Source organism: Siccibacter colletis, from assembly GCF_000696575.1.
Taxonomy (GTDB): Bacteria; Pseudomonadota; Gammaproteobacteria; order Enterobacterales; family Enterobacteriaceae; genus Siccibacter; species Siccibacter colletis.
In genome coordinates this window covers 24471-50608 of record NZ_JMSQ01000003.1, presented here as the reverse complement: position 1 = coordinate 50608, position 26138 = coordinate 24471, and the positions used below count along the sequence as shown (strand labels likewise).

Annotated in this window: 25 protein-coding genes and 2 pseudogenes; 11 read left to right on the top strand and 16 right to left on the bottom strand. The window is 56.0% G+C overall.

Going from position 1 to position 26138, the window contains the following annotated elements:
- Positions 1 to 121 precede the first annotated feature (121 nt).
- The 3 genes from dbpA to ET34_RS0102785 form a co-directional block, all read right to left on the bottom strand.
- Positions 122 to 1495, bottom strand: a complete 1374-nt coding sequence (gene dbpA / locus ET34_RS0102795) for an ATP-dependent RNA helicase DbpA (RefSeq protein ID WP_031519287.1) — start codon at positions 1493 to 1495, stop codon at positions 122 to 124.
- An 81-nt stretch (positions 1496 to 1576) separates the two neighbouring features.
- On the bottom strand, positions 1577 to 1957 hold the full coding sequence (locus ET34_RS0102790; RefSeq protein ID WP_031519286.1) for a RidA family protein: 381 nt from the start codon (positions 1955 to 1957) through the stop codon (positions 1577 to 1579).
- A 168-nt stretch (positions 1958 to 2125) separates the two neighbouring features.
- A complete protein-coding gene (locus ET34_RS0102785) occupies positions 2126 to 2695 on the bottom strand; it encodes a DUF4142 domain-containing protein (protein WP_031519285.1) in 570 nt (189 codons plus the stop codon).
- 387 nt (positions 2696 to 3082) lie between these two features.
- Between ET34_RS0102785 and ET34_RS0102780 the strand changes: the two genes are divergently transcribed.
- From ET34_RS0102780 to ttcA, 3 genes and pseudogenes are all read left to right on the top strand, one after another.
- Positions 3083 to 4165 carry a mechanosensitive ion channel family protein gene (locus tag ET34_RS0102780; protein ID WP_031519284.1) on the top strand — a complete coding sequence of 361 codons (1083 nt, stop codon included), beginning with the start codon at positions 3083 to 3085 and terminating at the stop codon, positions 4163 to 4165.
- Between the two features lie 148 nt (positions 4166 to 4313).
- Positions 4314 to 4391, top strand: a pseudogene (locus ET34_RS22875) (hypothetical protein); the annotation flags it as partial.
- 80 nt (positions 4392 to 4471) lie between these two features.
- Positions 4472 to 5404 carry a tRNA 2-thiocytidine(32) synthetase TtcA gene (gene ttcA, locus ET34_RS0102775; RefSeq protein WP_031519283.1) on the top strand — a complete coding sequence of 311 codons (933 nt, stop codon included), beginning with the start codon at positions 4472 to 4474 and terminating at the stop codon, positions 5402 to 5404.
- A gap of 32 nt (positions 5405 to 5436) precedes the next feature.
- Here ttcA and ynaL read toward each other — a convergent pair whose 3' ends face one another.
- From ynaL to ET34_RS0102760, 3 genes are all read right to left on the bottom strand, one after another.
- Positions 5437 to 5589 carry a proline-rich small protein YnaL gene (gene ynaL / locus ET34_RS22670; protein WP_201770415.1) on the bottom strand — a complete coding sequence of 51 codons (153 nt, stop codon included), beginning with the start codon at positions 5587 to 5589 and terminating at the stop codon, positions 5437 to 5439.
- Positions 5590 to 5861: 272 nt separating this feature from the next.
- Complete coding sequence (gene zntB, locus ET34_RS0102765; protein WP_031519282.1) at positions 5862 to 6845, bottom strand: zinc transporter ZntB; 984 nt, start codon at positions 6843 to 6845, stop codon at positions 5862 to 5864.
- A 545-nt stretch (positions 6846 to 7390) separates the two neighbouring features.
- Positions 7391 to 9010 carry a peptide ABC transporter substrate-binding protein gene (locus ET34_RS0102760; protein ID WP_031519281.1) on the bottom strand — a complete coding sequence of 540 codons (1620 nt, stop codon included), beginning with the start codon at positions 9008 to 9010 and terminating at the stop codon, positions 7391 to 7393.
- A 265-nt stretch (positions 9011 to 9275) separates the two neighbouring features.
- Here ET34_RS0102760 and mpaA point away from each other — a divergent pair, with 265 nt between their 5' ends.
- Complete coding sequence (gene mpaA, locus ET34_RS0102755) at positions 9276 to 9977, top strand: murein tripeptide amidase MpaA (RefSeq protein WP_031519280.1); 702 nt, start codon at positions 9276 to 9278, stop codon at positions 9975 to 9977.
- Here mpaA and ycjG read toward each other — a convergent pair.
- A complete protein-coding gene (gene ycjG / locus ET34_RS0102750; RefSeq protein ID WP_031519279.1) occupies positions 9968 to 10945 on the bottom strand; it encodes an L-Ala-D/L-Glu epimerase in 978 nt (325 codons plus the stop codon). The two genes, mpaA and ycjG, sit on opposite strands and share 10 nt — an antisense overlap.
- Positions 10946 to 11103: 158 nt before the next feature.
- Between ycjG and tpx the strand changes: the two genes are divergently transcribed.
- Positions 11104 to 11610: a thiol peroxidase gene (gene tpx, locus ET34_RS0102745; RefSeq protein WP_031519277.1), complete on the top strand. Its 507-nt coding sequence runs from the start codon at positions 11104 to 11106 to the stop codon at positions 11608 to 11610.
- A 50-nt stretch (positions 11611 to 11660) separates the two neighbouring features.
- Here tpx and tyrR read toward each other — a convergent pair whose 3' ends face one another.
- Entirely contained in the window at positions 11661 to 13202 is a 1542-nt protein-coding gene (gene tyrR / locus ET34_RS0102740) for a transcriptional regulator TyrR (protein ID WP_031519275.1), read from the bottom strand.
- A gap of 205 nt (positions 13203 to 13407) precedes the next feature.
- Between tyrR and ET34_RS22870 the strand changes: the two genes are divergently transcribed.
- On the top strand, positions 13408 to 13839 hold the full coding sequence (locus tag ET34_RS22870; RefSeq protein WP_031519273.1) for a hypothetical protein: 432 nt from the start codon (positions 13408 to 13410) through the stop codon (positions 13837 to 13839).
- Positions 13767 to 13925: a DUF943 family protein gene (locus ET34_RS23160; protein ID WP_413783762.1), complete on the top strand. Its 159-nt coding sequence runs from the start codon at positions 13767 to 13769 to the stop codon at positions 13923 to 13925. The genes ET34_RS22870 and ET34_RS23160 overlap by 73 nt, the downstream gene beginning before the upstream one ends.
- A 34-nt stretch (positions 13926 to 13959) precedes the next feature.
- Here ET34_RS23160 and ET34_RS0102725 read toward each other — a convergent pair whose 3' ends face one another.
- Both ET34_RS0102725 and ET34_RS0102720 read right to left on the bottom strand, forming a co-directional pair.
- The gene (locus ET34_RS0102725; RefSeq protein ID WP_031519272.1) at positions 13960 to 15024 is read right to left on the bottom strand and encodes a YcjF family protein; all 1065 of its coding nucleotides are present in this window, start codon (positions 15022 to 15024) and stop codon (positions 13960 to 13962) included.
- Entirely contained in the window at positions 15021 to 16418 is a 1398-nt protein-coding gene (locus ET34_RS0102720; protein WP_031519270.1) for a YcjX family GTP-binding protein, read from the bottom strand. The genes ET34_RS0102725 and ET34_RS0102720 overlap by 4 nt, the downstream gene beginning before the upstream one ends.
- Positions 16419 to 16626: 208 nt before the next feature.
- On the opposite strand from ET34_RS0102720, the gene ET34_RS0102715 reads away from it, so the two are divergent.
- Complete coding sequence (locus tag ET34_RS0102715; RefSeq protein WP_031519268.1) at positions 16627 to 17628, top strand: LacI family DNA-binding transcriptional regulator; 1002 nt, start codon at positions 16627 to 16629, stop codon at positions 17626 to 17628.
- A 36-nt stretch (positions 17629 to 17664) separates the two neighbouring features.
- Here ET34_RS0102715 and ET34_RS0102710 read toward each other — a convergent pair whose 3' ends face one another.
- The 6 genes and pseudogenes from ET34_RS0102710 to ET34_RS0102685 all read right to left on the bottom strand — a co-directional run bounded on the left by ET34_RS0102710 (position 17665) and on the right by ET34_RS0102685 (position 23237).
- Positions 17665 to 18594: an OmpG family monomeric porin gene (locus ET34_RS0102710; RefSeq protein ID WP_051640446.1), complete on the bottom strand. Its 930-nt coding sequence runs from the start codon at positions 18592 to 18594 to the stop codon at positions 17665 to 17667.
- A gap of 68 nt (positions 18595 to 18662) precedes the next feature.
- The gene (locus tag ET34_RS0102705) at positions 18663 to 19745 is read right to left on the bottom strand and encodes an ABC transporter ATP-binding protein (RefSeq protein WP_031519265.1); all 1083 of its coding nucleotides are present in this window, start codon (positions 19743 to 19745) and stop codon (positions 18663 to 18665) included.
- Positions 19746 to 19755: 10 nt separating this feature from the next.
- A complete protein-coding gene (pgmB, locus tag ET34_RS0102700; RefSeq protein ID WP_031519264.1) occupies positions 19756 to 20439 on the bottom strand; it encodes a beta-phosphoglucomutase in 684 nt (227 codons plus the stop codon).
- On the bottom strand, positions 20436 to 22709 hold the full coding sequence (locus ET34_RS0102695) for a glycoside hydrolase family 65 protein (RefSeq protein ID WP_031519262.1): 2274 nt from the start codon (positions 22707 to 22709) through the stop codon (positions 20436 to 20438). The genes pgmB and ET34_RS0102695 overlap by 4 nt, the downstream gene beginning before the upstream one ends.
- Positions 22706 to 22849 (bottom strand): annotated as a pseudogene (locus ET34_RS22665) (Gfo/Idh/MocA family oxidoreductase); the annotation flags it as partial. The pseudogene ET34_RS22665 and the gene ET34_RS0102695, both read right to left, overlap by 4 nt.
- Before the next feature lie 148 nt (positions 22850 to 22997).
- Complete coding sequence (locus tag ET34_RS0102685; RefSeq protein ID WP_031519261.1) at positions 22998 to 23237, bottom strand: hypothetical protein; 240 nt, start codon at positions 23235 to 23237, stop codon at positions 22998 to 23000.
- A gap of 168 nt (positions 23238 to 23405) precedes the next feature.
- On the opposite strand from ET34_RS0102685, the gene ET34_RS0102680 reads away from it, so the two are divergent.
- From ET34_RS0102680 to ET34_RS0102670, 3 genes are read left to right on the top strand one after another with little or no spacing between them, the layout of a single operon-like run.
- A complete protein-coding gene (locus ET34_RS0102680) occupies positions 23406 to 23768 on the top strand; it encodes a GtrA family protein (RefSeq protein ID WP_031519259.1) in 363 nt (120 codons plus the stop codon).
- Entirely contained in the window at positions 23765 to 24682 is a 918-nt protein-coding gene (locus ET34_RS0102675) for a glycosyltransferase family 2 protein (RefSeq protein ID WP_031519257.1), read from the top strand. Before ET34_RS0102680 ends, ET34_RS0102675 begins: the two co-directional genes overlap by 4 nt.
- 8 nt (positions 24683 to 24690) lie before the next feature.
- Complete coding sequence (locus tag ET34_RS0102670) at positions 24691 to 26106, top strand: glucosyltransferase domain-containing protein (RefSeq protein WP_031519256.1); 1416 nt, start codon at positions 24691 to 24693, stop codon at positions 26104 to 26106.
- Positions 26107 to 26138: the final 32 nt, after the last annotated feature.

Sequence of the window (26138 nt, the reverse complement as noted above, 5' to 3'; positions counted from 1 at the left end):
AATGTGGGTGCGCTACGTGCAGCGCACCCATTGCACAATCTCAGAATGGGCAATCGCAGCGCCCCGATTACATAATCGTAGGGTGGGTAAGCGCAGCGCACCCACCGCTTTACCGACCGGATTACTTCAGCAACCGCACCTTCACCGACTTGCCTTTGATTTTACCCTGCTGCAACTGCTTCCACGCGTGACGTGCCACCGACTCGCGCACTGCCACGTAGGAGTGGATCGGATGCATGTCGATCTTGCCGATGTCTGCGCCGTCCAGCCCCATGTCACCGGTCAGCGCCCCGAGGATATCGCCCGGACGCATCTTCGCCTTTTTCCCGCCGTCAATGCACAGCGTCGCCATCGCGGCTTCCAGCGGTTTCACCGCCCCGCCCGTCGGCGCGCTCTGCCAGTTAAGCGACAGGTTCAGCATCTCTGCCAGCACCGCCGCACGCTGCGCCTCTTCCGGCGCGCAGAAGCTGATGGCCAGCCCGCTCTCGCCGGCGCGGGCGGTGCGCCCGATGCGGTGCACGTGTACTTCCGGGTCCCAGGAGAGCTCGTAGTTGATCACCATCTCCAGCGATTTGATGTCCAGCCCGCGCGCGGCCACGTCGGTGGCCACCAGTACGCGGCTGCTGCCGTTAGCAAAACGCACCAGCGTCTGGTCGCGGTCGCGCTGCTCCATATCGCCGTGCAGCGCCAGCGCGCTCTGACCACGGGCATTCAGCGCATCGCACACCGCCTGACAATCCTTTTTGGTATTGCAGAACACCACACAGGACGCGGGCTGGTGCTTGCTGAGCAGAGCCTGTAGCAGCCCGGTTTTCGCACCGCGCGACACTTCATAGAAGTGCTGCTCCACCGCCGGCAGTTCGTCCACGGTGTCGATCTCAATACTCTGCGGATCGCGCTGCACGCGTTTACTGATGGCGGCAATGCCGGCAGGCCAGGTCGCCGAGAAAAGCAGCGTCTGGCGCGACGCCGGCGCATGGCGGATCACGTCATCGATCGCCTCAGCGAAGCCCATGTCGAGCATGCGGTCGGCTTCGTCCAGCACCAGCGTTTGCAGGGCATCGAGCTGCACGGTGGCTTTTTCGAGATGATCAAGCAGACGCCCTGGCGTGGCGACGATGATGTGCGGGGCGTGTTGCAGCGAATCGCGCTGCACGCCGAACGGCTGACCGCCGCACAGGGTGAGAATTTTGATGTTAGGCATAAAGCGCGCCAGACGACGTAGCTCTTTCGCCACCTGATCCGCCAGTTCGCGGGTCGGACAGAGTACCAGCGACTGGGTGATAAACTGGCTGGCATCGATGTGCTGCAGCAGCCCCAGGCCAAAGGCGGCGGTTTTGCCGCTGCCGGTTTTCGCCTGCACGCGGACATCTTTTCCGGCAAGAATAGCGGGCAGCGCTGCGGCCTGAACCGGGGTCATGGCGAGGTAACCCAGCTCGTTGAGGTTGGCGAGCTGGGCTTCAGGTAAGGCGTTTAAGTCGGAAAAAGATGTCACGTCAGAATTCTCAAGGTATACAGGACTGACGCGTATGCTAGCAGACTCGCGGGTTGCGGTCATGAAACTTGCCCGCGCGGCTCAGTCGAGCGCCAGAATCGCCTCGATTTCAACGTTAAGATCCGGTGAAAATAGCGCGCTGACCTGCACCAGGGAACTGGCCGGCAGGTGATCCTCGAAATTAGCGAACAGTACCTCACGTAGCGCGGGCAGGCTTTCAACCACAGTAATAAAAATGGTGACCTTAATCAGCGCGCTCAGCGTGGTATTTTCCGCTGCGGCAATCACCTTAAGCTGACGAAAAATCTCTTCCGCCTGACGGGCAACATCCCCGCCCTGCGCCGCGCTGCCAAACGCTGTCAGGCCGGAGACATACAGCGTGTCCTTGTGTTTCACCGCATGCACATAGGGCGCAGTGATGGTGCCGAGCTGCGAATAGGTTTTACGTTCCAGATGAATCATGGGTGCCCCGATGAAGGGAGGGAACAGGCGTCAACCATAGCCGTCTCGTCCGGTCATGTGCAATAAGGAGGTGAAAGCGTGATGATAATGGATCTGTGTGCCTGTCGCGGTCTGCAACCCTTCAACAAAATAGTTTCCGGGTCGCAGAACCCTGTGCCTGCCGAAAACTTATTTCGTCATCTGCTGGGCGGATTTCAGGTGTTGCTCAACCACCGGCGTATGTGCATCGGCCAGCGCCTTCACGTCCGGGTCTTTGATATTTTTAGCGTCACTCTGCAACTTCGACAGCACCATTTCGTGGTCTTTGGTGCCAGCATTTTCCATATACATTTTGTCGAAGGCCTCACCGCTCTGTTTCTCCAGTTCGGCGGCCATGGTTTTATGCATGGCGTCCGGTTCAGTCGGCAACGTCACGCCCTTCTGCTGGGCGACCGGCTGGACTTTCGCCAGGGCAGCGCCGTGGTCATCAACCATCCGCTGAGCGAAAGCTTTAACGTCGCTGCTTTGGGCTTTGTTCAGCGCGATTTTGGCAGCGGCAATTTCATTGATATTGGCCTGCGCCATGTCCACCAGCGCTTTTTCGTCACCGGCGCTGAGCTTAGCGCTCGATTCAGTCTGAGTTGCAGCGCCACTTTGCGCGGCGGTGGTCGCGGTCTGGGCATATACGCCAGCCGTGCTGAACATTGCTGCTACTGCTGATACCGCCAGCAGTCCTTTCAGGGTCTTACGCGTTTGCATGTCGTTCTCCTGATAGTCATCGGTAAGGCTGGCGTCAGGTAATTAACCTGCTCAGCCTTCTGAGGAAATCATTACTGCAATAGTCAGTGTAGTGCATCAGCGATTTCAGCCAGCAATTTAGGTTATGGTTAGCATGAATAGCGGCAGAAAATGAATTAAGCACAGCGGCGCACGCAAACGCCCTGAAAATGCAGACGTAGTGTGCCGTCGCACGTCTTAACGCATCGATCGCCCTCAGCAGCGATCTGTAATTTCCAGATAATTCTCTATGCCGACGCGGCCCGCTTTTCATATTTTCATATAATAATGCGCGCTAATCTGGCAAACAGGGTGACTGTTTTTACCGCGCTGACAATCAGGGGTATTGGCAGACTATAAGGGGAAATAATGCCATTTTTATTTGGTGAGTTATCTGGCGCTCCGGCATGGGTGCCTGCTGTATTGCTCGTCACGCTCTCGCTCGCGGTGGGTTTTCTGACGCGATTTATCCTGCTCCAGTTCATCCGCTACTGGCAAAGCCGCGACCGAAAGCTCTTCAAATCACTTGAAAAACACCTTCGCGGGTCAATGTTTCTGTTTATACCCCTGCTGTTGATAAGCGTAGGGGTAAATTATGTCAACATCGAACCTGAATCGCTTGGCTTTATAAAAACAACAACCAACATCTTTATTATTTTATCATTCTGCTCAGTGCTGATCCGCTTAATTAATGTGGCTGAGGAGATGTTGTTTATACGCTACGACATTACTATCTCCAATAACCTACGCGCCCGCAAAATACGCACGCAGATAATGTATGTGAAAAAGGTCGCTATTGTGGTGCTGGTGACGCTATGTCTTTCGCTTATTTTACTCAGTTTCCCTGGCATTCGGAAATTTGGCACCACGATTCTGGCGGGTGCCGGGGTGGCGGGGATCATCATTGGTTTTGCGCTACAGAAATCCCTTGTCAATTTATTTGCCGGTATTCAGATAGCCTTCACGCAGCCAATTAAAATTGATGATGCCGTGGTGGTTGAAAAGGAGTGGGGCTGGATTGAGGAGATAAATCTGACCTACGTTGTGGTTCGTCTCTGGGATCTGCGTCGGCTGGTTTTGCCGATTACCTACTTTACCGAAAATCCGTTCCAGAACTGGACGCGTAATAACGCACAAATTCTCGGCTCTGTTTTTCTTTATCTGGATTATTCCATGCCGCTCGCGCCGCTGCGCCAGCACTTCGAAAAAGTGCTCAGTGAAACCCCGCTGTGGGATCAGCAAACCCAGGTGCTTCAGGTTACCGAGACCACGGAAAAAACCATGACCATCAGGCTGCTGATGACTGCCCAAAACTCCCCTACCGCCTGGGATTTGCGCTGCTACGTGCGGGAAAAAATGATTGAGTTTATTCAGCAAAATTATCCGCAGAGTCTGCCGCATGTAAGAACCACGCTGATCGGTCCGACGGAAAATGCGGAATTGAGTCATTAAGCGTTCTGGTTTTGCGCTTTTTGAGGGCAAGTGATGCCGAACCAGATAGCAGCGTTGTGCCGGGAAAGCACTCTGCTCACATCCATATCCGAAGCAAATTTCTTTCTGCTAATGATTACACCAAAACCCCTGTTACGCTTTATCCCGTCCTGAAGCCAGATGCAACGCTGCCATAAAACGCGCTGGTATTCGCCGCCGGAATCCGTACCATACGCGGCATACTTTTACTTATCGATGAGCGGCGGCAGTAACGAACCGTTTATCCGGCGCGGCGACGCGCCCTTCAGTGGTCAGAGACACGCGTAAATGCAAGATAATCAAGATATTAGCAAGAAAGAGCAGTACAACCTCAACAAATTGCAGAAGCGTCTGCGCCGCAATGTCGGCGAGGCGATTGCCGATTTCAACATGATTGAAGATGGCGATCGCATTATGGTCTGCCTTTCCGGCGGCAAAGACAGCTACACCATGCTGGAGATCCTGTGCAATCTGCAGCAGAGCGCGCCTATCTCCTTCAGCCTGGTGGCGGTGAACCTCGACCAGAAACAGCCAGGCTTCCCGGAGCATATTCTGCCGGAGTACCTGGAGAAGCTCGGAGTTGAGTACAAGATCGTCGAGGAGAACACCTACGGCATCGTGAAAGAGAAGATCCCCGAAGGCAAAACCACCTGCTCGCTCTGCTCACGCCTGCGTCGCGGCATTCTGTATCGCACCGCAACCGAGCTGGGCGCGACCAAAATTGCGCTCGGCCACCATCGCGACGATATCCTGCAGACCCTGTTCCTGAACATGTTCTACGGCGGCAAGATGAAAGGCATGCCGCCGAAGCTGATGAGCGATGACGGGAAACATATCGTCATTCGTCCACTCGCCTACTGCCGCGAGAAAGATATTGAGCGCTTCTCCCAGGCGAAAGGCTTCCCGATTATTCCGTGCAACCTGTGCGGTTCCCAGCCGAACCTGCAGCGTCAGGTCATCGCCGATATGCTGCGCGACTGGGATAAACGCTATCCGGGCCGCATCGAAACTATGTTCAGCGCCATGCAGAACGTGGTGCCGTCGCACCTGAGCGACATTAACCTGTTCGACTTTCAAGGTATTCGCCACGGCGCAGACGTGGTGGACGGCGGCGATCTGGCGTTTGACCGGGAAGATATCCCGATGACCCCCGCCAGCTGGCAGCCTGAAGAGGACGATGAGCGTCCGCACCAGCGGCTCGATATCCTGGAAATCAAATAACAGAAAGCCCTCTTCGGAGGGCTTTTTAATGGCTAGCGCATGTGCGGCGGCGGATCGACGATGGGTTTTGGGTCCGGCTCCAGCGGTGGATCGGGTATCGGCTGCGGTTTCGGGATGGGATCTGGCACCGGCACGGGATCGGTGGGCACCGGGTCGCTCATGCGTAATAGATGATGCGTCATCATTGCCTCCTCTGTTTTCTCTGCCCGTCTATTAAGGGTAGATGCTCCTGGAAAAGAGGCAAAAAAAAGCCGACATTCACGTCGGCATCGTTCGAATCAATTGTGCTATGCAATAATTCAAAAAAGGAAGTAAGACAATATGGAGCGCAACGCCCATCGCTTGACGTTGCATTCACCTGCGGGAAAGATATTGCCGCAGTTATCCGTATGAATTATTGATATCGCTCAAGGTTTGGCGGATTTGCGTGGCTCCTCGCAGTAAAAAACGTGTCATTTTACAGCCATTTACCTCGATGTAACCACCAGATAACACCCGCGACTAATACCACCAACATAGTACAGAAAACGCTAAAACCCAGATGCCATTCGCCGCCAGGAATACCGCCCAGGTTGACCCCGAACAGCCCGGTGAGGAAGGTCGACGGCAGAAACACCATTGCCATCACCGACATGGTGTACGTGCGGCGCGACAGCGACTCCTGCATCATCTGCGCGATTTCATCGTTCATCACGCCGGTGCGCGCTATGCACGCGTCAATCTCATCCAGCCCGCGCCCCAGCCGATCGGTGATGTCCTGCATCCGGCGGCGCTGATCGTCGTCCATCCACGGGAAGCGCTCGCTGGCCAGCCGCGCATACACATCGCGCTGCGGGGCCATGTAGCGGCGCATTACGATAAGCTGTTTACGTAACAGCGCCAGGAAACCGCGCGGCGGGAACTGCTCGTCCAGCAGGTTATCCTCCAGATCGATAATCCGGTCGTGCAGCTGCTCGATAAATTCACTGGCGTGATCGGTCAGCGCATCACAGACGTCCACCAGCCAGGCGCCGATATTTTCCGGTCCGGTGCCTTCGTTGAGATCGTGGATGACGTCGTCCAGTGCCAGCACCTTGCGCTGGCGGGTGGAAACGATCAGCCGCTCGTCGATGTAAAGCCGCATGGCCACCAGCTGATCCGGCCGCTCATCGGTGCTGCCGTTAATGCAGCGCAGGGTGATCAGCGTCCCTTCCCCAATGCGCGACACGCGCGGACGCGTGCTCTCCCCGGCCAGCGCATCGCGTACCGGGTTCGGCAGTAGCGGCGTAGTCCCCAGCCACTGGGCGCTCTCCTGCTGGGTGTAGTTGAGGTGCAGCCAACACGGGTGCGTTTTATCGATAACGTCGGCGTTTTCCAGCGGCGTCACACCGCCCTTTCCATTCAGTATCCAGGCATATACCGCATCCGGTACGTTGAGGTCGCTACCTTTGATTGTCTCCACGTTCCCTCTTCTTCTCATCTCAGCGTGATGCTGTAGTCTAGCCCGGCCAGTTAGCGACGCAAGTACTGCCGTTTGTAGCGGCTGCGGCAAAAAAATTTTATGCCTGGTTAGCGATGCGCTGCTCTATGTTATGCCACGCTTTATGGCTATGGCCCCCACAATCACTGATAAACCCGCCGCGCACCCTGTTTTCCGCGTCGCGCTTAACTTATGCCGGCAGCGTCGCCACTTGCCCGGTGTTGGAAAACGCGATAGCGTCTGACTCGCTTCGCTGCGGGTAATGCCATCCGCAGCGGGTTATATGCCTTTTATTCCTCCGCTGGAGGGTCCGGTAAGATAAAATAAAAGCGCCGGATAACACCTGATCTGTTGATGATGATAGCCTGAGGTGCCCGGCTTACGCCGGGTTTCTTTCAGCATCAGAGACACAAAACCACGCCCGCAGGCGTGGTTTTTTTATGCGCTCAACACTCACATCTGGAAACCCAGCAGTGGCGAGTGCACAGCCTTACCCGCCCTACGAGACCGCTCACAAGCAGGATAATTTAGTGCGCGAGCAGGTACATAGTGCGGCTGTAGGCCACGTCTTCGGGGTTATCGATCGGGTAACCTTTCAGCCAGGGTTTGATCAGTCGCCCGTTGGTGTACTGGTAGATGGGGGCAATTGGCGCCTTGCTGGCGATGATATTTTCCGCCTCGTTGTAATCTTTGTTGCGTGCTGCATCGGTGGTTTCGATGCTGGCCTGCTCGATCACCTTGTCGTAAGCCGGATCGCTGAAGCGCGCAATGTTGCCGCTGTGGGTCGAGGTCAGCAGCGACAGGAAGGTGGAAGGCTCGTTGTAATCCCCGACCCAGGAGGCGCGGATCACGTCGAAATTGCCGGTGTTACGGCTGTCGATATAGGTTTTCCACTCCTGGTTTTGCAGCTTCACATCAACCCCAAGATTCTTCTTCCACATCGAGGCCACCGCGATGGCGATTTTCTGATGGTTCTCAGAGGTGTTATACAGCAGCGTCAGCTTAAGCGGGCGGCCCGGCCCGTAGCCTGCGGCTTTCAGCAGCGTTTTGGCTTCGGCGTTCAGCTCCTGCTGGCTCATCTCTTCCATGCGTGACGGCTGCGGCGTGAAACCAGCGGTCACATCCGGGGTGAAGCGCCACGCCGGTTTCTCGCCGGTCCCCAGCACTTTTTCCGCCATTAACCGACGATCGATGGTCATGCTGAGCGCAAGCCGCACCCGCGCGTCGGCGGTTGGCCCTTTTTGCGTGTTGAAAGCGTAATAGTAAGTGCCCAGCTGCGCCGGGGTATAAACCTGGCCGGGGATATCCTTCAGCAGTTTCTGATAGAGGTTTTTCGGGAAGGATTCGGTGATATCGATATCCCCCGCCAGGTAGCGCTTGGTGGCTGCCGACTCCTGGTTGATCGGCAAGAAGGTTACCTTCTGCAGTACGGTTCTGGCGTTATCCCAGTAGTGGGTGTTGGGCACCACCACCAGTTTTTCATTCACCACGCGATCCTGTAACACGTAAGCGCCGTTACCTGGCAGATTACCGGGTTTGGTCCAGTCGTTACCGAATTTATCAATCGCGGTTTTCGGCACCGGATAAAGCGCAAAGTTTGCTGCCAGATTAGGGAAATACGGCACCGGTTTGTCGAGCTGTACCGTCAGGGTATTTTTATTCACCGCTTTTACCCCGAGCTTATCGGGCGTCTGCTTGCCGTCGATAATCGCCTGGGCATTACTGATCCCGGCCAGCGCGGCAAACCAGGCGAACGGCGAGGTGTTTTTCGGATCGACAAGCCGCTGCCAGCTGTAAACAAAATCCTCAGCGGTCACCGGTGTACCGTCCGACCAGCGCGCGTTATCGCGCAGCGTAAAGGTCCAGACCCGGTTGTCGTTGCTCTGCCAGCGGGTGGCGACGCCGGGGATCAGCTTCCCTTTCTCATCCTGATTCACCAGGCCTTCAAACAGATCGCGGATCACCTGAATTTCCGGCAGGCCGACGGCTTTTACCGGGTCCAGTGAGGCCGGTTCATCTTTTATATGGCGTACCAGCTCCTGCTTTTTTGCCAGCGTCGCGCCCTTCGGCACCTCTGCGGCCCAGGCGCTGGAGATCGCGCCTGACACCAGTAACGCTACACCAGACCATCCCAGCGATAATTTCATGCGATCCCCTTCTGATTCAGACTGAAACGCGCCATATGCGGCGCGGAAGATTAGGCTAATGCATTGATTTTTACACAGCATCCCCGGTGCGTCGTCATCAATTTGCCACCGGAGCGCCATTTAACCGTCATACTTTATTACATATCCTGAGCCGGGCCGCGCTGATGCGTGTCAAAAGCGTGAAGCTGACCAGGCTGTCCGCTTGCCGAACCGGCGGTTTTGCTTAACACTGCGTAGATAACCGACTGAGTTTCTGAGGAAAGTGATGACCACTCTGCGCCCCCGTTCCGATCGCGGTATGTTGCCCCCCCATTCACAACGCTATGGCGAATCCGTGCTTGGCGCACCGCTGCTGTGGTTTCCGGCCCCGGAAGCCCACGAGAAAAGCGGCCTGATTATTGCCGGCACGCACGGCGACGAAGGCGCGGCGCTGGTCACCCTCTCCTGCGCCCTGCGCACCCTGCAACCGCAACTGCGTCGTCATCACGTGATCCTTGCGGTAAATCCTGACGGCTGTCAGCTTGGGCTGCGCGCCAATGCGCGCGGGGTCGATCTCAACCGTAACTTCCCGGCCGCCAACTGGAAAGCCGGTGATACGGTGTACCGCTGGAATTCCGGGGCGGACCAGCGCGACGTGCTGCTTTCCACCGGCGAGAGCGCGGGCTCCGAGCCGGAAACCCGCGCCCTGTGTCAGCTGATCCACAGCGTGAAGCCGTCTTGGGTCGTTTCGTTTCACGATCCGCTGGGGTGCATCGAAGACACCCGGCGCAGCCCGCTGGGCGAATGGTTGTCCGGGGCGTTTGGCCTGCCGCTGGTGAGCAGCGTCGGCTATGACACCCCCGGCTCCTTTGGCAGCTGGTGCGCAGACGGAGACGTGCCCTGCATTACTGCTGAATTCCCGGCGATTTCCGCTGACGAGGCCACAGCACGCTATCTCGATGCCATGACCCGTCTGCTTCACTGGTGAGAGGCAAAACTCAGCGAGCCGGTACGAAACGGCAGAGCCGGCTCGACGTCCACCGCCAGCCAGGTCGGGCCATCGAGATCGGCAAACTGCGCCAGACCGACCAGCGGCAACGCCGCGCTGATGGCGCGTGAGGTGCAGAGCATACAGCCCAGCATCACTGCAAAACCCTGCTCTTTTGCCGCTTGCGCCAGCGCCAGCGCCTCGGTCAGCCCACCGGTTTTATCCAGCTTGATATTTACCATCTCATAGCGACCCTGCAGCGCTTTCAGGCTGCTGCGGGTGTGGCAACTTTCGTCGGCGCAGATCGGCAGCGGATGAATAAAATTGGCCAGCGCGGCGTCATCGCTGGCGGGCAGCGGTTGCTCCAGCATCGCAACGCCAATATCCGCTAACAGCTGACAGCGTTCCGCCAGCCCTTCGCTGCGCCAGGATTCGTTGGCATCGACAATTAGCGTGGCCTCCGGCACGGCGGCGCGGATCGCCATGACGCGTTCGGTAATAAAGTGGTCGTCGAGTTTGATTTTGAGCAGGCGCGCGCCCTTCTCATACAGCAGCGCAGCGTTGCTTGCCATCTGCGCCGGCTCGCCGAGGACTACCGTCTGGGCGGTGGTGATATCCGTGGGAATAGCGCTGGCGGTGCGTTGCGCCAGGGTGGTGTTGTGCAGTCGTGCTTCCAGATCCCAGAGTGCGCTGTCGATAGCGTTGCGGGCCGCACCGGCAGGCAGCGCCTGCTGTAGCGCCTCGCGCGTCATGCCGGCTTCAAGTTGCGGGATCAGCGCGGCGATCTCCGCCATCACCGAGGCGGTGCTTTCACCGTAGCGCGGATAAGGCGTGCACTCGCCGACGCCCCTGACACCATCTTCACTCAGCTCGACTACCACCACCACCGCCTCGCTGCGGCTACCGCGTGCAATCGCGAACGGCGTATGCAGCGGCCATGCTTCCTCATATACCCTGACGGTTCTCATCGTTTTTCTCTCCTGAGAATGCGCGGCGTACCCGGTGAGCCGCGCTGTGATGAGTGTAGCTGGCCTTCACCGGCGTGATTTAAGTTTGTATGTTCAAACAGTTCATCATGGCATACACTAGCCGACGACGTTAACTCTATGTAAACAGGAAGATAACCATGTCACAACTCGTCCATTTTCAGGGTAATCCCGTATCCGTTGCCGGCCAGCTTCCGCAGGCAGGTAGCAAAGCGCAGCCGTTCACGCTGGTAGCAAAAGATCTCTCTGATGTGGCGCTGAGCCAGTATGCAGGCAAGCGTAAAGTGTTGAATATTTTCCCAAGCATCGATACCGGCGTATGCGCCGCGTCCGTTCGCAAATTCAATCAGCTGGCGACCGAAGTGGATAACACCGTGGTACTGTGCATTTCCGCCGACCTGCCGTTTGCCCAGTCCCGCTTCTGCGGCGCGGAAGGTCTGAGCAACGTGGTCACGCTCTCTACCCTGCGTAACCCGGAGTTCGCGCAGAGCTATGGCGTTAGCATTGATGAAGGCGCGCTGAAAGGCCTGACCGCACGTGCCGTTGTGGTACTGAACGAAAACGACGAGGTGGTGTTCAGCCAGCTGGTTAACGAAATCACTCAGGAGCCGGATTACACGGCGGCCCTGAACGCGCTGAAAAACTGATTTCCGCGCACTGTGATGAAAAAAGCCTCCGTATGGAGGCTTTTTCATTATTACTCTTCGCTCTTACGCTGGCTGAGTCCATATTCGCGCAGCTTGTTTGCGATCGCGGTATGGGACACGCCGAGGCGACGCGCCAGTTTGCGCGTGCTGGGGTAGCTGCGATAGAGCTGGGTCAGCACCGAGCGCTCGAAGCGGCGGGTAATGTCGTCCAGCGAGCCTTCCATCGCCTCTTCCCCTACCGGCAGCGCGGCGGCGTCGAAGTCCGGTAACAGAATGTCCTGCGGTTTTAACTCATAGCCTTCGAGCTGGGTCAGCGCCCGGTAGATGGCGTTTTTCAGCTGGCGCACGTTGCCAGGCCAGGTATAGCGCGTCAGCGTCGTGCTCAGATCGGCGGAGAGTTTCGGGCGGGCAATGCCCTGCTCATCGGCAAAGCGCGCCACGAACATTTCGGTGAGCGGCATAATGTCCTGAGGCCGATCGCGCAGTGCCGGCAGGTTCAGGGTCAGGACGTTCAGGCGATAGAACAGATCTTCGCGGAACGCACCCTTCTGGACCAGCTCCACCAGATTTTTTTGCGTCGCGCAGATCACGCGCACGTCCACATGCACTTCGCTGTCTTCCCCCACGCGACGGAAGGTGCCGTCATTGAGGAAACGCAGCAGTTTGGTCTGCATGCGCGGTGACATCTCACCAATTTCGTCCAGCAGCACCGAGCCGCCGTTGGCCTGCTCGAAGAAGCCTTTTTTCCCTTCCGGCGCATGACCAAACAGCTCGCTCTCCACCGCGTCCTCAGGAATCGAGGCGCAGTTAAGCGCCAGATAAGGTTTGTCGGCACGCGGGCTGGCCAGATGACAGGCGTGCGCCAGCATATCCTTACCGGTGCCGGTATCGCCTATAATCAGCAGCGGCGCGTTGAGCTGCGCCAGCTTGCGCGCCTGATCCAGCACGTGACGCATTTTCGTGCTGACGGCAATGATCTGGCTGAAGGCGCTCAGATCCTGCTGGCTGAGGTTCTGCAGTTGACGCCCCATGCGCACCGTTGAGCGCAGCATCACTACCGCTCCTGCCAGCAGATTTTCCCCCTGCTCGCTTTCAAGGTGCACCGGGGTGATCTCCATCAGGAAGTTCTGTCCGTTGATGGCAACGTGCTCGTTGTGCGACTCCACCGGATTGCTGTCCAGCCAGCGCACAAAGTTGAAGCCGGGGATCAGGCTGGCGGCGTTCAGGTTGCGCAGTTTGTCTTCGCTCTGACCAAACAGCTGGCGGCTGGCCGGGTTCGCCAGCTCCACTTTGCTTTTCAGATCCAGCGACAGCACCGCTTCCGGCAGCGCTTCCAGCAGCGCGCTCAGCGCCCGGTGTTCACGCTCGGACGGCATCCATGAAATGGTGCGCACATCGGTAACGCCATCGATACGGCGAATTTCCGCCATCAGGCTGCTGAAGGTGTCGAAGTCGAGTGAGGAAAAACTGAGGTAGATTCGCCCGACGGGATCGATCTCGATACCGCGCAGGTCAAGACTACGCAGCACCAGCAGATCGAGCAGTTCACGGGTCAGACCAATCCGGTCTTCACAAAACACTTCCAGACGCATAACACCAGCCTTTCAGGGTAAGAGGAGCAAGGTTGCCCGATAATACTCTGTCTCTCCGGTAGCAGGAAGCAATCTGTCAACAATCATTGACACTTTGCCGGAAAAACGGGCGCTGCGGCGTAAAGTTATACGGTCAGCTGTCGGGTGTGTCGGCGGACCAGGATTCGGAAACGGCGTAGTCGTTCAGGGCGTCAGGACCATTATCATGGCTACCTTTTTACATTCACAGAGAATATCTCCTGATGACCAGAATAAGGGTTATGAACAAAATTTCGGATGGCACTGCGTGAAAAAAGGATATCTGTACACAGGCATGTTCATTGCCATAATGACCGGCCTGCTTGTATATCATTATTTGATAAATCTCCCTACCAACCTCGTTGCTCTTCATCGTTCATCTGATGGTATTGACGTTGTCGTTACCGCTCCCTCAGTGACGCACGAACAAACCATTACCTGGTGGCAGGAGAGTAAACCGGAGCTAATAAATCAGCTTACGCAGCGTGGTATCTCCGGGCTTACCGGACGCTGGTACATCTGGGACTACGGCGAAGTTATAAACCCCTGGGCAAAGAAGATCGTATCTGCTTCCTGGATAAACCTGCGCCCGACAACTGCCTTGATAAGAAAGTGGTGATGTGGGTAGAGGAAAGTGAAGAAGGAAATACCCGGTTTACGTTTGAGGATGCAGTTTATGAACGTAACGCAGCGGGTAAACCGTAAATAACAGATGCGTCGCAAAACGCGACGCTCATTGTTAATTGTCCTGCTTTACCGTTTTCCCTTTCTGCATTGCCGCTTTGACCTCGCCGATCAGCTGTCGGCGGAAATCCCCCAGCTTCGGTTTGTCGTCGTCGATCCAGGGCAGCGGACGGCACAGCTCCATAGCTTTGATACCGAGACGTGCGGTGAGCAGCCCGGCACCAATACCCTGGGCTGCGCGGGCAGAGAGACGTGCCGCGAGATCCTGGGAAATCCAGTCCATGCCGATTTCACGCACCAGTTCGCTGGCTCCGGCAAAGGCAATGTTCAGCAGCACCAGCCGGAACAGGCGGATGCGGCTGAAGTAGCCAAGCTCAATGCCGTAGACGGCGGCAATGCGGTTGATCAGGCGCAGATTGCGCCAGGCGATAAACGCCATGTCCACCAGTGCCAGTGGGCTGACGGCAATCATCAGGGTGGATTCCGCCGCCGAGCGGCTGATCAGCCGTCGCGCCTGGGTATCCAGCACCGGCTGGACCAGATGGGCATACAGCGCTACCACTTCGCGATCGTTCTGCGTTTCATGGATGGCGGCGTACCAGCGCTGCAGCGCCGGATGCCCCTGGTCCAGTCCGGCCTGGTGAGCCAGCTTCTCGCAAAACGCGCGGCCCTTACCCATGCTGTGGCTGGCCAGCAGCTCACGCGCCTCGTCACGCTCTTCGGCACGCTCGCGCAGGCGATAAAGACGACGCCATTCGCTGGCCACCGATCCGACGCCAGCCCCGATAATCAGCGCGCCAGCAGCACAGCCACCAAGGGCGATCCAGTCCTGGGTCTGCCACGCCTGCCAGCCCCACTGGACGCCCTGCGCGATGACGCTGACGCCGAAAATACCCAGCCCGGCGGTCACCATCCGCCGCCACAGGCTGTGTTTTGGACGCAGCGCGGCCACCACTACGGCCTCCGCCTGACCGTCATCGACCGGCTCCTCAGGCAGCGTGGCGGGCGTAAAACGCTCGGCGTCCGGTTCGCTGAAGGCGTGCGCGCCGCGATACTGCTCGGCAGTAACGCGCTCCGGGCGGTCGGTAAAGTCCATGCGCGGTTTAATCGGATCGCTCATCGCAGTTTGTCTCCCAGTAAAAACTCCAGTGCGGCATCAAGCCGGATGTGCGGCAGCGGCTGATCCACCGGCATGCTCTGCGGTCGGAAGGCTTCAAACTGAAAACCCTGCTGCTCCCAGAAGGCCGCTGATGGCAACCGCGCCGGGACTTCGCCAGGGTAGACCGTCAACGGCGCACCGTCGCTGAGCCGGTTCCCGCGCAGCGCCGGGATCTGTTCGCCATTCACATCTACCAGCCCGCTGCGGGTTGCCTGCACCGAGGCCAGCCCCATGCAGTCCATTGCGATGCCTTCAAACGCGGCATTCTGCCAGGCCTCCTGGATCAGCTGTTGCAGCAGCGAGACCATATTAGCGTGCTGATCTACCGTGACGTGGTCGGCCTTAGTGGCAGCAAACAGCAACCGATCGATAACCGGCGAAAATAAGCGCCGGAACAGGGTGCGCTGCCCGTAGTGGAAGCTTTGCATCAGCTGCGTCAGGGCGAGGCGCATATCGTTGAACGCCTGCGGCCCGCTGTTGAGCGGCTGCAGGCAGTCCACCAGCACGATCTGACGATCGAAGCCGAGAAAATGATCGCGATAGAAGCCTTTCACCACTTTTTCGCAATAGTAGTGGTAGCGCTCGCGCAGCATGCCGGCGTTAGTGGATTTATCCGCCTGCGCCAGCCGGGTTTCCCCGATAGCGTCCACGTCTGGCCAGGGGAAGAACTGCAGCACAGGTGCGCCCGCCATGTCGCCAGGCAATACAAAGCGCCCCGGCTGAATAAAATGCAGCCCTTCGCGTTTACAGGTCACCAGATAATCGGTCCAGGCCTGAGCAATCTCCGCCAGCCGGTTCTCATCCGCCGGGGCCAGCGGGTCGAGATCGCGACAGAGATCGCGCCACGGCTGCGCCCAGGCAGCGCGGTCGCCCTTCAGCAGACCGGTCATCTGGCGGGACCAGCCGGGATAATCCTGCGCCAGCATCGGCAAATCGAGCAGCCATTCGCCGGGGTAATCGACAATCTCCAGCCACAGCGTGGCGGTGTCTTTGAAGTGACGCAGCAGCGAGTCGTTCGAGCGATAGCGCAACGCGAGATGAATTTCACTCACGCCACGGGTCGGGGTGGGCCATGCCGGGGGCGTGCCGTAGAGCTGGGCCAGCCCCTCGTCGTAGGTGAAGCGCGGGATAGCCAGATTGCGCTGCGGCACCCGCTTGACGCCAAGCAGACGCTCTTCCCGCACCGCGCTGAACAGCGGCAGCCGCGCCCCGCTGTGCAGATTCAGCAGCTGGTTAACCATGCCGGTGATAAAAGCGGTCTTACCGCTGCGGCTCAGACCGGTCACGGCCAGCCGCAGATGGCGATCCACACCGCGATTGACCAGCGCATGAATTTCGTTAGTGAGTCGCTTCATAACCTTCCCGTGTCATCTGCATATTGCCTGGCAGTGTAGCGTAAAAATGCCCCGCGCTGCCCCGCTTCTTAATCAGGTTATGGGGATGCGCAGCGGCAGATTCAATTATCCCGGCCATTGCTTAAAATAGTCCCGCGCTTTAATAGACAGTGCTAAGCCCGCTGAGTAAGATGACGCCAGTCGCATTATCCTGGAGTTTCGTGTTTCTATGTCACCCACTATTTATGATATTGCGCGTGCGGCAAACGTCTCTAAATCCACCGTATCGCGGGTGCTGAATAATCAGACCAATATCTCTGACGAGGCGCGCGAACGGGTATTAAAGGCGATAGAGGAGCTGAATTATCAGCCCAATAAACTGGCGCGGGCGCTAACCTCCTCCGGGTTCGATGCCATCATGGTAATTTCCACCCGCTCCACCAAAACCACCAGCGGTAATCCTTTCTTTTCCGAAGTGCTGGACGCTATTACCGCTCGCGCCGAGCGCGAAGGCTTTGACGTTATTTTGCAGACCTCAAAAAACAGCGCTGAAGATTTGCAGAAATGCCTGACGAAGATTAAGCAAAAAATGATCAAGGGCATTATTATGCTCAGCTCACCGGCTGACGAGCGCTTTTTTAGCGAGCTGGATCGCTATGGCGTTCCGGTGGTGGTTATTGGCCGCGTCAGCGGGGATTATCAGCATATTTACTCGGTGGACACCGACAATTACCGCGACAGCATTGCCCTTACCGAAGTAGTAATCAACGCCGGTCACCAGCGCATTGCCTGCCTGCATGCCCCGCTCGATTACCATGTTTCGGTCGATCGGCTGAACGGTTTTAAGCAGGCGCTCGCCCTGCATCAGCGGGAAGAAATACCAGACTATATTGTTGATGGCGGATATACCCAGCAGAGCGCCTGTGAAGCGGCGGAGAAATTACTGGCAGGGGCTTCACGGCCCGATGCTATATTTGCTGCCGACAGCCTAAAACTGATGAGCATCTATCGCGTCGCGGCGCAGCTGAATATTACTATTCCGGATGATCTGATGGTGGTCGGTTACAGCAACGAGCTGCTGTCATTTATGCTGAACCCCGCGCCCTATGGCATCAATGTCCCGACCCAGACGCTGGGCGATCGCAGCAGCGCGCTGTTATTCGACCGCCTGCAGGGAAAACCCACGCCGCAGCGCAGCCTGGTAGCGACGGATATCACCCGTCACGCGTGATTCGACGCAGTGGGGAGCCGCAGCTCCCCTGTCACATTAAAACGCGTAGTTCACTCCAATCCCGGCATAGTGGAAGCGATCGTCACTGCTGTCGTTGTCGTCGTGATCTTCCCATTCATACGCATATTCCAGCGACATCGACAGACCATTATCGAAATCATGCCCATAGAATAAGCCTATGCGGCTGTAATTATGCCCTTCACGATCGAGATCGGTATTCCAGTCCCAGTTGCTCCAGCGGTCGAGGGTGAGGCGGGTATAGGGCATAAAAGTATTACTGCCCACTTCTATCGGCAGATAAATACGCATTTCCTGCGTCGAAAACTCACCGTTATTGCGGTTCTCGTCCAGGTTGAATCCCCGTTCGATGTAGTAGTTGGTTTTCAACGCTACCGTCTGGTTGAATTGATATTTAATCCCGGTCTCAGCTTCAATACGGCTGTCAGAATATCCCGTCTCATCAAGATCGTCAGTAAACTGATATAGCGACAGCCAGCCGTTAAAGCTCCACTGCTTATCAAAATTGATGTTCCAGTCAGGGGTTAAACCGTAGCGCTGGGTATTTGCCGTGCCGGCTTGCGCACCGTGATCGTCTTTAAAGTGGTAACCGTAATTACGCACGTTACCCGTTAAGCCGAAGGTGACCTGGTCATTATCAATAAACTGATAACGGACGCGAAACTCAGGCCGATTTAAATAACCGCCGCGGGTGAAATTACCGTAATCCGCCGGGCCTTCCTGATACATGGTCATCCCCAGCGTCCAGTCACCGTAAGCCGCGTTAAAATAGATCGAGGGTTCATATAACACGTCTTTATCCTCTCCCTGCCCTTCTACATTTTCTATTTCATACATGCCGCCGATATCGAAATGCCATGCAGCAGGCGACGGGGACGTTTGCGCATCTGCAATATTGCAGGCAGCAAGCAAAATAACCAGCGATGTGATTTTTCCGGATACAGTCATATGTCTTTCCTTTTACACAGAGAACAAATAAAAAAACGGAGCCTTGCGGCTCCGGGGTAACAACATCATTAGCGAATGGCAGCTTCGGTTTCGGTATCAAAGAAATGGCACTTCGTCATATCGAAGGTAACTGCCACGCTGTCATCTGCCTGAAAATCACAGTCGGCACCGGTACGCACCACCATATCGTGGCCGCCGACGGTGACGTAGAGCATAAATTCCGCCCCGGTCAGCTCGGCCACGGTAATGCGCGCCGCGGCGTCTCCGGCCCCGTCCTGCAGAGTATGTATATCTTCGGGACGAATACCGAGGGTTACCGCCTTGCGCTGGTACTGCTGCGCCTGCAGTGCCGCCAGACGATCGTCGGGGATGCGCAGCCGCAGGGTTTCGGTGACAAAATCGCTGCCGTCGATCGCCCCACGGATAAAGTTCATCGCCGGGGAACCGATAAACCCGGCGACAAACATATTCGCCGGCGCGTTGTAGACCGTTTTCGGCTCCCCTACCTGCTGAATTATGCCGTCCTTCAGGATCACGATGCGCGTCGCCATCGTCATGGCTTCGGTCTGATCGTGGGTGACATAGATCATGGTGGTGTTGAGCTTCTTATGCAGCCGGCTGATTTCAGCGCGCATCTGCACGCGCAGCTTGGCATCAAGGTTGGAGAGCGGTTCATCCATGAGAAACACCCCCGCCTCACGCACAATGGCGCGCCCCAGCGCCACCCGCTGGCGCTGGCCGCCAGAGAGTGCACCGGGCTTACGCTTCAGATACTCTTTCAGGCCGAGGATCTGTGCCGCCCAGGTGACGCGCTCATTTATTTCCGCAGGGTCCACCTTCTGCATTTTCAGCCCGAACGCCATGTTGTCGTACACCGTCATGTGCGGGTAGAGCGCATAGTTCTGGAACACCATCGCGATGTTGCGCGACTTCGCCGGCACGTCGTTCATGCGGATGCCGTCAATCAGCAGCTCGCCATCGCTTATCGCCTCCAGCCCGGCAATCATGCGCAGCGTGGTGGACTTACCGCAGCCGGACGGGCCGACGAAAACAATAAACTCCTTGTCCGCAATCTCCAGGCTGAAGTCCTTCACTACATGAACCTGGTTGTCGTAGATTTTCTGAATGTGTTGTAACGAAAGTTGAGCCATCGTCCCTGCCTCAGTTGACCTGCGCGATCGCGCGCGGTTGGGTTGACCAGAATGCCTGTAACAGCGGCACGTTGAGTTCAGCGGTGCTGTCCAGCACCAGCCCGGCGCCCTGCAGACCGCTGCCGATCCCCACGGAGCACATGCCGCTGGCGTTGATGGCATCAATGCCCGCCTGCGCATCCTCGATACCTATCGCCTGCGCGGGCGCTACCTGTAACCCGGCGCAGGCGGTAAGAAAAATTTCCGGGTCGGGTTTGGTGCGACGCAGCCGGCTGGCGTCGACGCAGTAGTTAAAGCGCGAGGTCAGGCCCAGCGCGGCGAGGATCGCCGGGGCGTTCAGCGACACCGACGCCAGACCGATAGCGATACCGCGCTGCGCCAGCGCCTCCAGTAGCTCAGAGATGCCAGGCAGGATCGCCCGCCGGTCCAGCCCGGCCAGCAGTTCGACATAGCGGGCGTTTTTCTCTGCCGCGAGGCGCGCGCGCGCGTCTGCGCCATAGCGGGCCGCTTTGCCGCCGTGTTGCAGGATGCGCTCCAGCGAGTCCATGCGGCTTATCCCCTTTAACTGCGCGTTAAACGCGGCATCAATAGCGATGCCGATCCCGGCTGCCGTGGCCTGCCAGGCCTGAAAATGCAGGTGTGCGGTATCGGTAATCACCCCGTCCAGATCGAAAATTACCGCTGCAAACGTCATGCTCTGCCCTCCGTGGTAGCGCTCCCGGGTTCGCTACTGCAAAAGTCCCGGCGATAGAAAATGTGCTGCCCCGTGACCATCACCGGCTTACCCCACAGGGTAAGCGGCAACCGGCTATCGGCACTGACAGCAACCGTGTCGTGCGTGATGTGAAAATGCAGGGGTTGCCCCTGCCAGACCAGCGGGAAATCGATGGCCTGCCAGTGTTCGGGCAGACAGGGCGTCAGCCGCAACTCGCCGTCGCTGACGTACAGCCCGGCAAAACCCTGCACGGCACCCAGCCAGATCGCCCCGGTGGCGGCGGCGTGAATGCCGTCATCGCAGCTGTGCGGGTCAGGGCCGAGATCGATCTGCGCCCCCTCCCGCCAGAAGCGGTAGCTGCTTTCAGCATCGCCGCAGCGCGCCGCCACGATGCCGTGAATGGCCTTGCTGAGCGACGAGTCGTGAATGGTCCGCGGTTCGTAAAACGCCAGGTTAGCCGCCAGCTGCGCGGCGGTAAACGTGCCCGGTTGCAGATACGCGAGCATCACCACATCAGCCTGCTTGAGGATCTGCATCTCGTTCACTTCCGCCCGGGAGTAATCATGGAGAATGGCCTGGGTGCCGGCCTCGGCCTTATAGCGCGTCAGGTCAATGGCGGGTTTCGCCATAAAGCTGTCATCCTGCGCCATCACGCCCTGCTCGTCAGGCTGCGGGAGCCATAGCCGGGTAAGAAAATCCTCTGCCCGGGCTTCAAACTGGGCATCACAGGCCTGCCACGCGCGCAGATAGTGCAGCGCCTGGGCGACGTTGTAGTGCGCCATGTGGTTGGTGAAAGCGTTATTGTTCACGTGCTCGGTATACTCATCCGGGCCGATAACGTCGTGCAGTTCGAGCCGTCCGTTGGCCTCTGTGGTGCGGCTCAGCCAGAACAGCGCGGTTTCGCGCAACAGATCCAGCCCCTCGCGGGTCATGAAATCGCCGTCGTGCGTCACCTGGTAGTACTGCACCACCGCCCAGGCGATATCGGCAACCAGATGGTGCTCCGCCAGCGCCGACGCCACACGCTGGCGCACGCCGGTACGGATATTGATGGCAGCAAAGGGCGGCGTTTCCTCATGTCCGCTGCGGGCGCTCTCCCAGGGAAACAGCGCCCCGTCGTAGCCGCTGCGCGCGGCTTTCTCCTGCGCCCCGGCAAGGTTATACCAGCGGTAGCGCAGCAGCTGGCGCGCCACGCCGGGTCGGGTAAACAGGAAAAACGGCAGCAGAAAGACTTCGGTGTCCCAGAACACGTGGCCTTTGTAGCCTTCCCCGGTCAGGCCTTTGGCAGCGATGCTGGATCGGGCATCGTGACAGGGGGTCATGGCGAACAACTGGTAGAGGGCGAAATCCAGCGCCTGCTGGTCTTCCGGATTGCGGCTGCTGACCTTCACCCGGCTACGACGCCAGTACATTTCCCGGGCCGCCACGGAGGCCTCCAGCAAAGCGTCATACCCCTGTGCCACGCACCCCTGCAGATGTTCAAGGCCATCCTTACTGATGTCGCTCCCCTGCCCGGTGCCGTCGAGCCAGACGGCGATCCAACTGATTTTCTCCAGCGTAAAGGTGGCATCACGTTCCACGCTGGCGCTGATATGCTGCATCAGCCTGCGATTTTTAGCGCTGAAGCGCACATTTTCCGCCCGGGAAACCTGGCAGTGGCTGGTGATCGCCAGCTGGTGCGCCCCGTCCTGGGTGGCATAGATCCCCTGTAACCAGCGGCGATCGAATACCCTGACCTGCATTTCGTCAAGATGCTGTCGCCCGGCGTTGGTCTGGGTGGCATCAATACCGGTGACGATGCTGACACTAGCTGGCCCGGAGAGCGGGGTTATCGACAGCCGCTGCGCAAAGCACGGCAGCTGGCGCGCGCTAAGAAAACGGCGGCTTTCAATGGCGAAGCGCTGCCCGTCCGGGGCCAGCCAGATCAGCTCACGCTTCAGTTCACCGCTGGCAAAATGAAGCTCGCGACGCAGCGACAGTACGGTACCGCTCAGCAGCGAGAACACCTCCCCGTTGATGACAATCTGCATACCGACCACGTCGGGCAGGTTGACCAGCTCCGTGGTCTCCTGCGCGCCAGCCCGATGGTAAAACCCCGCGCAGAACATGCCGCGGGTCTGGAGCGTGTAATCCTCTTCATGGGTCGCGCGGATCCCTGCGTAGCCGTTCCCGGCGGCCATCAGCGCGGCCTCCTTGTTCAGGCTGTGCGGATCGAAACGCGAGCGAATCAGCGAGGTTAATGTATTCATAGTTCGACGAAGGTCCCTTTCTCCGCGGCCTCATAGATGGCGCTGACCAGTTGTTGAATAATGAAACCCTGCTCGGCGTCGGCGATGGTGACCGGCTTGCCCTGCACGTGTTCGATAAACGCTTCCATACTGCGCATATGACTACGCAGTTTTCATAAACAATTAAGATCGTCCAAGAGCGCACCAAATATCAGAACTTTAGAGAAAGGAAATTTTGCAGACCATCAATTTCGACTTAGTTCGCCAACTATTTTTGCCCCATCCATGCCCCATCGCATCCCCGGTGACCTACCTCCCTCCGTTCGGGTTGTAAACCATGAAGGTGCGGTTATCCCCTTCTTCAGTAGAGATGTCTTTGAACGTTGATACGCTCATCTCTATCCAGTCGTTAGCCTGCCGGCGCGTCCAGTTCCAGTTAACCTTTGCCAGCTCACGCACAAAGTCAGCTGTGGTTACCGTCTTCTTACCCTTCTGGTCTACCTTCACCGCTCTGTCGAACGCATACCCGATCTCGTAAACTCTGCCCATAACTACCTCCACACCAATTATTACTGTATGCATATACAGTAGATATAGTGGGTGGGGAGATCAATACGAAGCGGCCTATCAATAAGACTCGCTGTAATTAGCGTGGAAGGTCGATCGATGTGCTGCTGGGTGCTAGAATTCCTGCTTCAAAAAATTGTGGTAATCATGATGTTAAAGCTATTTGCCAGGTACGCTACAGTTGGAGTGCTGAACACGATTTTACATTGGGTGGTTTTTGCTTGTTGCTTCTACGCACTCGGAACCAGTCAATCTCTTGCCAATTTCAGTGGATTCGTATTCGCGGTGAGCTTCAGCTTCTTCGCTAATGCCAGATTCACTTTTAGCAGCTCCACTACCACTCTCCGATATATGCTTTATGTTGGTTTCATGGGTACTCTGAGCGCCGCAGTGGGATGGTTTGCAGATCGATGCGAACTACCTCCCCTTGTAACACTGATAATGTTTTCTTCTATCAGCCTGGTTTGCGGATTTATTTATTCCAAATACATTGTTTTCAGGGAAGCACAATGAAGATTTCCTTGGTTGTTCCCGTCTTTAATGAAGAAGACGCGATACCGATTTTTTATAAAGCCGTTAGAGAGTATGAGCCACTTAAGTCTGTTGAGGTGGAAATCGTATTCATCAATGACGGCAGCAAAGACGCCACAGAGTCAATCATCAATGCGCTGGCAGTTTCCGATCATCTGGTTAAGCCCCTTTCCTTTACAAGGAACTTTGGCAAAGAGCCGGCTCTTTTCGCTGGCCTTGAGCATGCCACAGGCGATGCCATAATCCCCATTGATGTTGACCTGCAGGACCCGATTGAAGTTATTCCGCACCTGATAGAGAAGTGGCAACATGGAGCCGATATGGTGCTGGCTAAGCGCTCAGATAGGTCTACTGACGGCAGGCTAAAAAGAAAAACCGCTGAGTGGTTTTATCGACTGCACAACAGGATCAGCAATCCAAAGTTAGAAGAGAACGTTGGCGACTTCAGGCTGATGTCTCGAGATATCGTAGAAAGCATAAAGGAAATGCCAGAGCGCAACCTGTTTATGAAAGGCATTCTGAGTTGGGTTGGAGGTCGAGTCGATGTTGTTGAGTACGCCCGCGCCGAACGCGTGGCAGGCAGCTCAAAGTTCAATGGATGGAAACTGTGGAACCTTGCAATAGAAGGCATAACAAGCTTCTCAACTGTTCCGTTACGTATATGGACGTATATCGGCCTCATCGTTGCCGGACTTTCATTTGCTTATGGCGCCTGGATGGTAATAGGCACTCTGGCCTTCGGGAACCCGGTGCGAGGATATCCATCTCTTATCGTGTCAATATTGTTCCTTGGCGGCATCCAACTCATAGGTATCGGAGTTCTTGGCGAGTATATAGGTAGGATATACGTGGAAGTTAAAAACAGGCCAAGATACATTGTAAGTCGCAAACGGTGAACGGTGTGATGATAAATTCAGAACATAGAAATACTTTAATTATAGCGGCCTTATTTGCCGCTTTGTTTTACTTTCCCCTGATCGGTCTTGACGTGTTCTATAGGGATGACCTAATCAGGGCCATCAGATCCTTTACGGTGTGGGAGCCTCAGGGGCGTCCGCTTGCAGACATATTGCATTACATCTTAACATTTAGAGATGGCGGGCTCGATATAAGGCCTATGCCTCAAATTTTATTCGTTATTTCTGTTGTTTTTTCAGGATATATAATTGGCAGGTCTTTTGATTGCAGAAATACCAACCTGCTAGTTGTTGTCACATTTATCTGCATTAGCCCCACTCTTTTGCAAAACTTTAGTTATCGATACGATTCAGGAAGCATGGGGCTATCAATCCTGCTTTCATCCGCAGCCATTATGGCATCAAAGTTTAGAGATTTAAGAATCGTTATATCCGCAGTGTTGCTTTTGATGTCATTATGCTTGTACCAGTCATCGATAAATATATTTTTTGCTTTGGCAGTTATCATGGTTGCCAATTTACTGATGGATAAAGGAATAATTGCTGCGTCTCTACAGGCTGCCAGGTCAATGATGGTGTCGTTCTTGGCGGTAATAATTTATTATTATGTGGTACTTGGTGACAGCACTAAGGAAGGCCGTGGCAGTGTCTCTATAACTATAGATTTTATAACCAATAACTTAATATCAAACACTAAGTTATTTTATAAGTGGAACGGTGAGAATGTATCAATATTCTTAGCGTTTGCTATATTTACATCTCTTTTCATCATGGCGTTTAAGAAGATAAACCTATCAATTAAACATAAGCTTTTCTATGGGTTTTTGTTTAGCGTTTCTTTTTCATTGATATTCTTTATATCCATTAATGGGATAACCTTAGTAATAAATGGAGGTGCTATAGATCCGAGAATATGGACATTTAGCGGAATTGCTTTGGTTTCGCCTTTTTTGGTAAATCATAACGCGAAGTTTTTTAATAAATTAATCATCCCATTTTACATGGTGATCGGACTTTATTTTTTTGCAATTTCTTTCATTTACACCAACACGCTGTCTGCAGAATACAGCAAGGATAAACTTACGGTGACCGAGGTTTATTCACTTCTGAGACAACACTCGGAGCTTGATAAAAAGATATACACAAATGGAAGCATATCAAGATCAGTGATAGGAATTCATGGTTCGAATGCTTTCAGTTTAATAGAAGATATGACAAAAAAAGAGGCTTGGTGGCCGAGAATGTTCCTATATAGTCTTGGGGCGAAAAACACCGTAATGTCATGGAACGATAAATTCCCTGGGAAAAAAGAATCATTGATGGAGATAAGCAACGTCAGAGCTTACGAAGGGAATTCATATTCGATCAGATGCTACGATTATTGTGTGGTTGACTTTAAATGATAAAAGCCCCGCTCGTGCGGGGCTCCCCTACT

Bases quoted from the DNA above. Each gene is read 5' to 3' on its own strand.
- ET34_RS0102790 (WP_031519286.1), bottom strand. From the start codon at position 1,957: ATGATTCATCTGGAACGTAAAACCTATTCGCAGCTCGGCACCATCACT.
- ET34_RS0102785 (WP_031519285.1), bottom strand. From the start codon at position 2,695: ATGCAAACGCGTAAGACCCTGAAAGGACTGCTGGCGGTATCAGCAGTA.
- ET34_RS0102780 (WP_031519284.1), top strand. From the start codon at position 3,083: ATGCCATTTTTATTTGGTGAGTTATCTGGCGCTCCGGCATGGGTGCCT.
- ttcA (WP_031519283.1), top strand. From the start codon at position 4,472: ATGCAAGATAATCAAGATATTAGCAAGAAAGAGCAGTACAACCTCAAC.
- ynaL (WP_201770415.1), bottom strand. From the start codon at position 5,589: ATGATGACGCATCATCTATTACGCATGAGCGACCCGGTGCCCACCGAT.
- ET34_RS0102760 (WP_031519281.1), bottom strand. From the start codon at position 9,010: ATGAAATTATCGCTGGGATGGTCTGGTGTAGCGTTACTGGTGTCAGGC.
- mpaA (WP_031519280.1), top strand. From the start codon at position 9,276: ATGACCACTCTGCGCCCCCGTTCCGATCGCGGTATGTTGCCCCCCCAT.
- ycjG (WP_031519279.1), bottom strand. From the start codon at position 10,945: ATGAGAACCGTCAGGGTATATGAGGAAGCATGGCCGCTGCATACGCCG.
- tpx (WP_031519277.1), top strand. From the start codon at position 11,104: ATGTCACAACTCGTCCATTTTCAGGGTAATCCCGTATCCGTTGCCGGC.
- tyrR (WP_031519275.1), bottom strand. From the start codon at position 13,202: ATGCGTCTGGAAGTGTTTTGTGAAGACCGGATTGGTCTGACCCGTGAA.
- ET34_RS22870 (WP_031519273.1), top strand. From the start codon at position 13,408: ATGGCTACCTTTTTACATTCACAGAGAATATCTCCTGATGACCAGAAT.
- ET34_RS0102725 (WP_031519272.1), bottom strand. From the start codon at position 15,024: ATGAGCGATCCGATTAAACCGCGCATGGACTTTACCGACCGCCCGGAG.
- ET34_RS0102720 (WP_031519270.1), bottom strand. From the start codon at position 16,418: ATGAAGCGACTCACTAACGAAATTCATGCGCTGGTCAATCGCGGTGTG.
- ET34_RS0102715 (WP_031519268.1), top strand. From the start codon at position 16,627: ATGTCACCCACTATTTATGATATTGCGCGTGCGGCAAACGTCTCTAAA.
- ET34_RS0102710 (WP_051640446.1), bottom strand. From the start codon at position 18,594: ATGACTGTATCCGGAAAAATCACATCGCTGGTTATTTTGCTTGCTGCC.
- ET34_RS0102705 (WP_031519265.1), bottom strand. From the start codon at position 19,745: ATGGCTCAACTTTCGTTACAACACATTCAGAAAATCTACGACAACCAG.
- pgmB (WP_031519264.1), bottom strand. From the start codon at position 20,439: ATGACGTTTGCAGCGGTAATTTTCGATCTGGACGGGGTGATTACCGAT.
- ET34_RS0102695 (WP_031519262.1), bottom strand. From the start codon at position 22,709: ATGAATACATTAACCTCGCTGATTCGCTCGCGTTTCGATCCGCACAGC.
- ET34_RS0102685 (WP_031519261.1), bottom strand. From the start codon at position 23,237: ATGGGCAGAGTTTACGAGATCGGGTATGCGTTCGACAGAGCGGTGAAG.
- ET34_RS0102680 (WP_031519259.1), top strand. From the start codon at position 23,406: ATGTTAAAGCTATTTGCCAGGTACGCTACAGTTGGAGTGCTGAACACG.
- ET34_RS0102675 (WP_031519257.1), top strand. From the start codon at position 23,765: ATGAAGATTTCCTTGGTTGTTCCCGTCTTTAATGAAGAAGACGCGATA.
- ET34_RS0102670 (WP_031519256.1), top strand. From the start codon at position 24,691: ATGATAAATTCAGAACATAGAAATACTTTAATTATAGCGGCCTTATTT.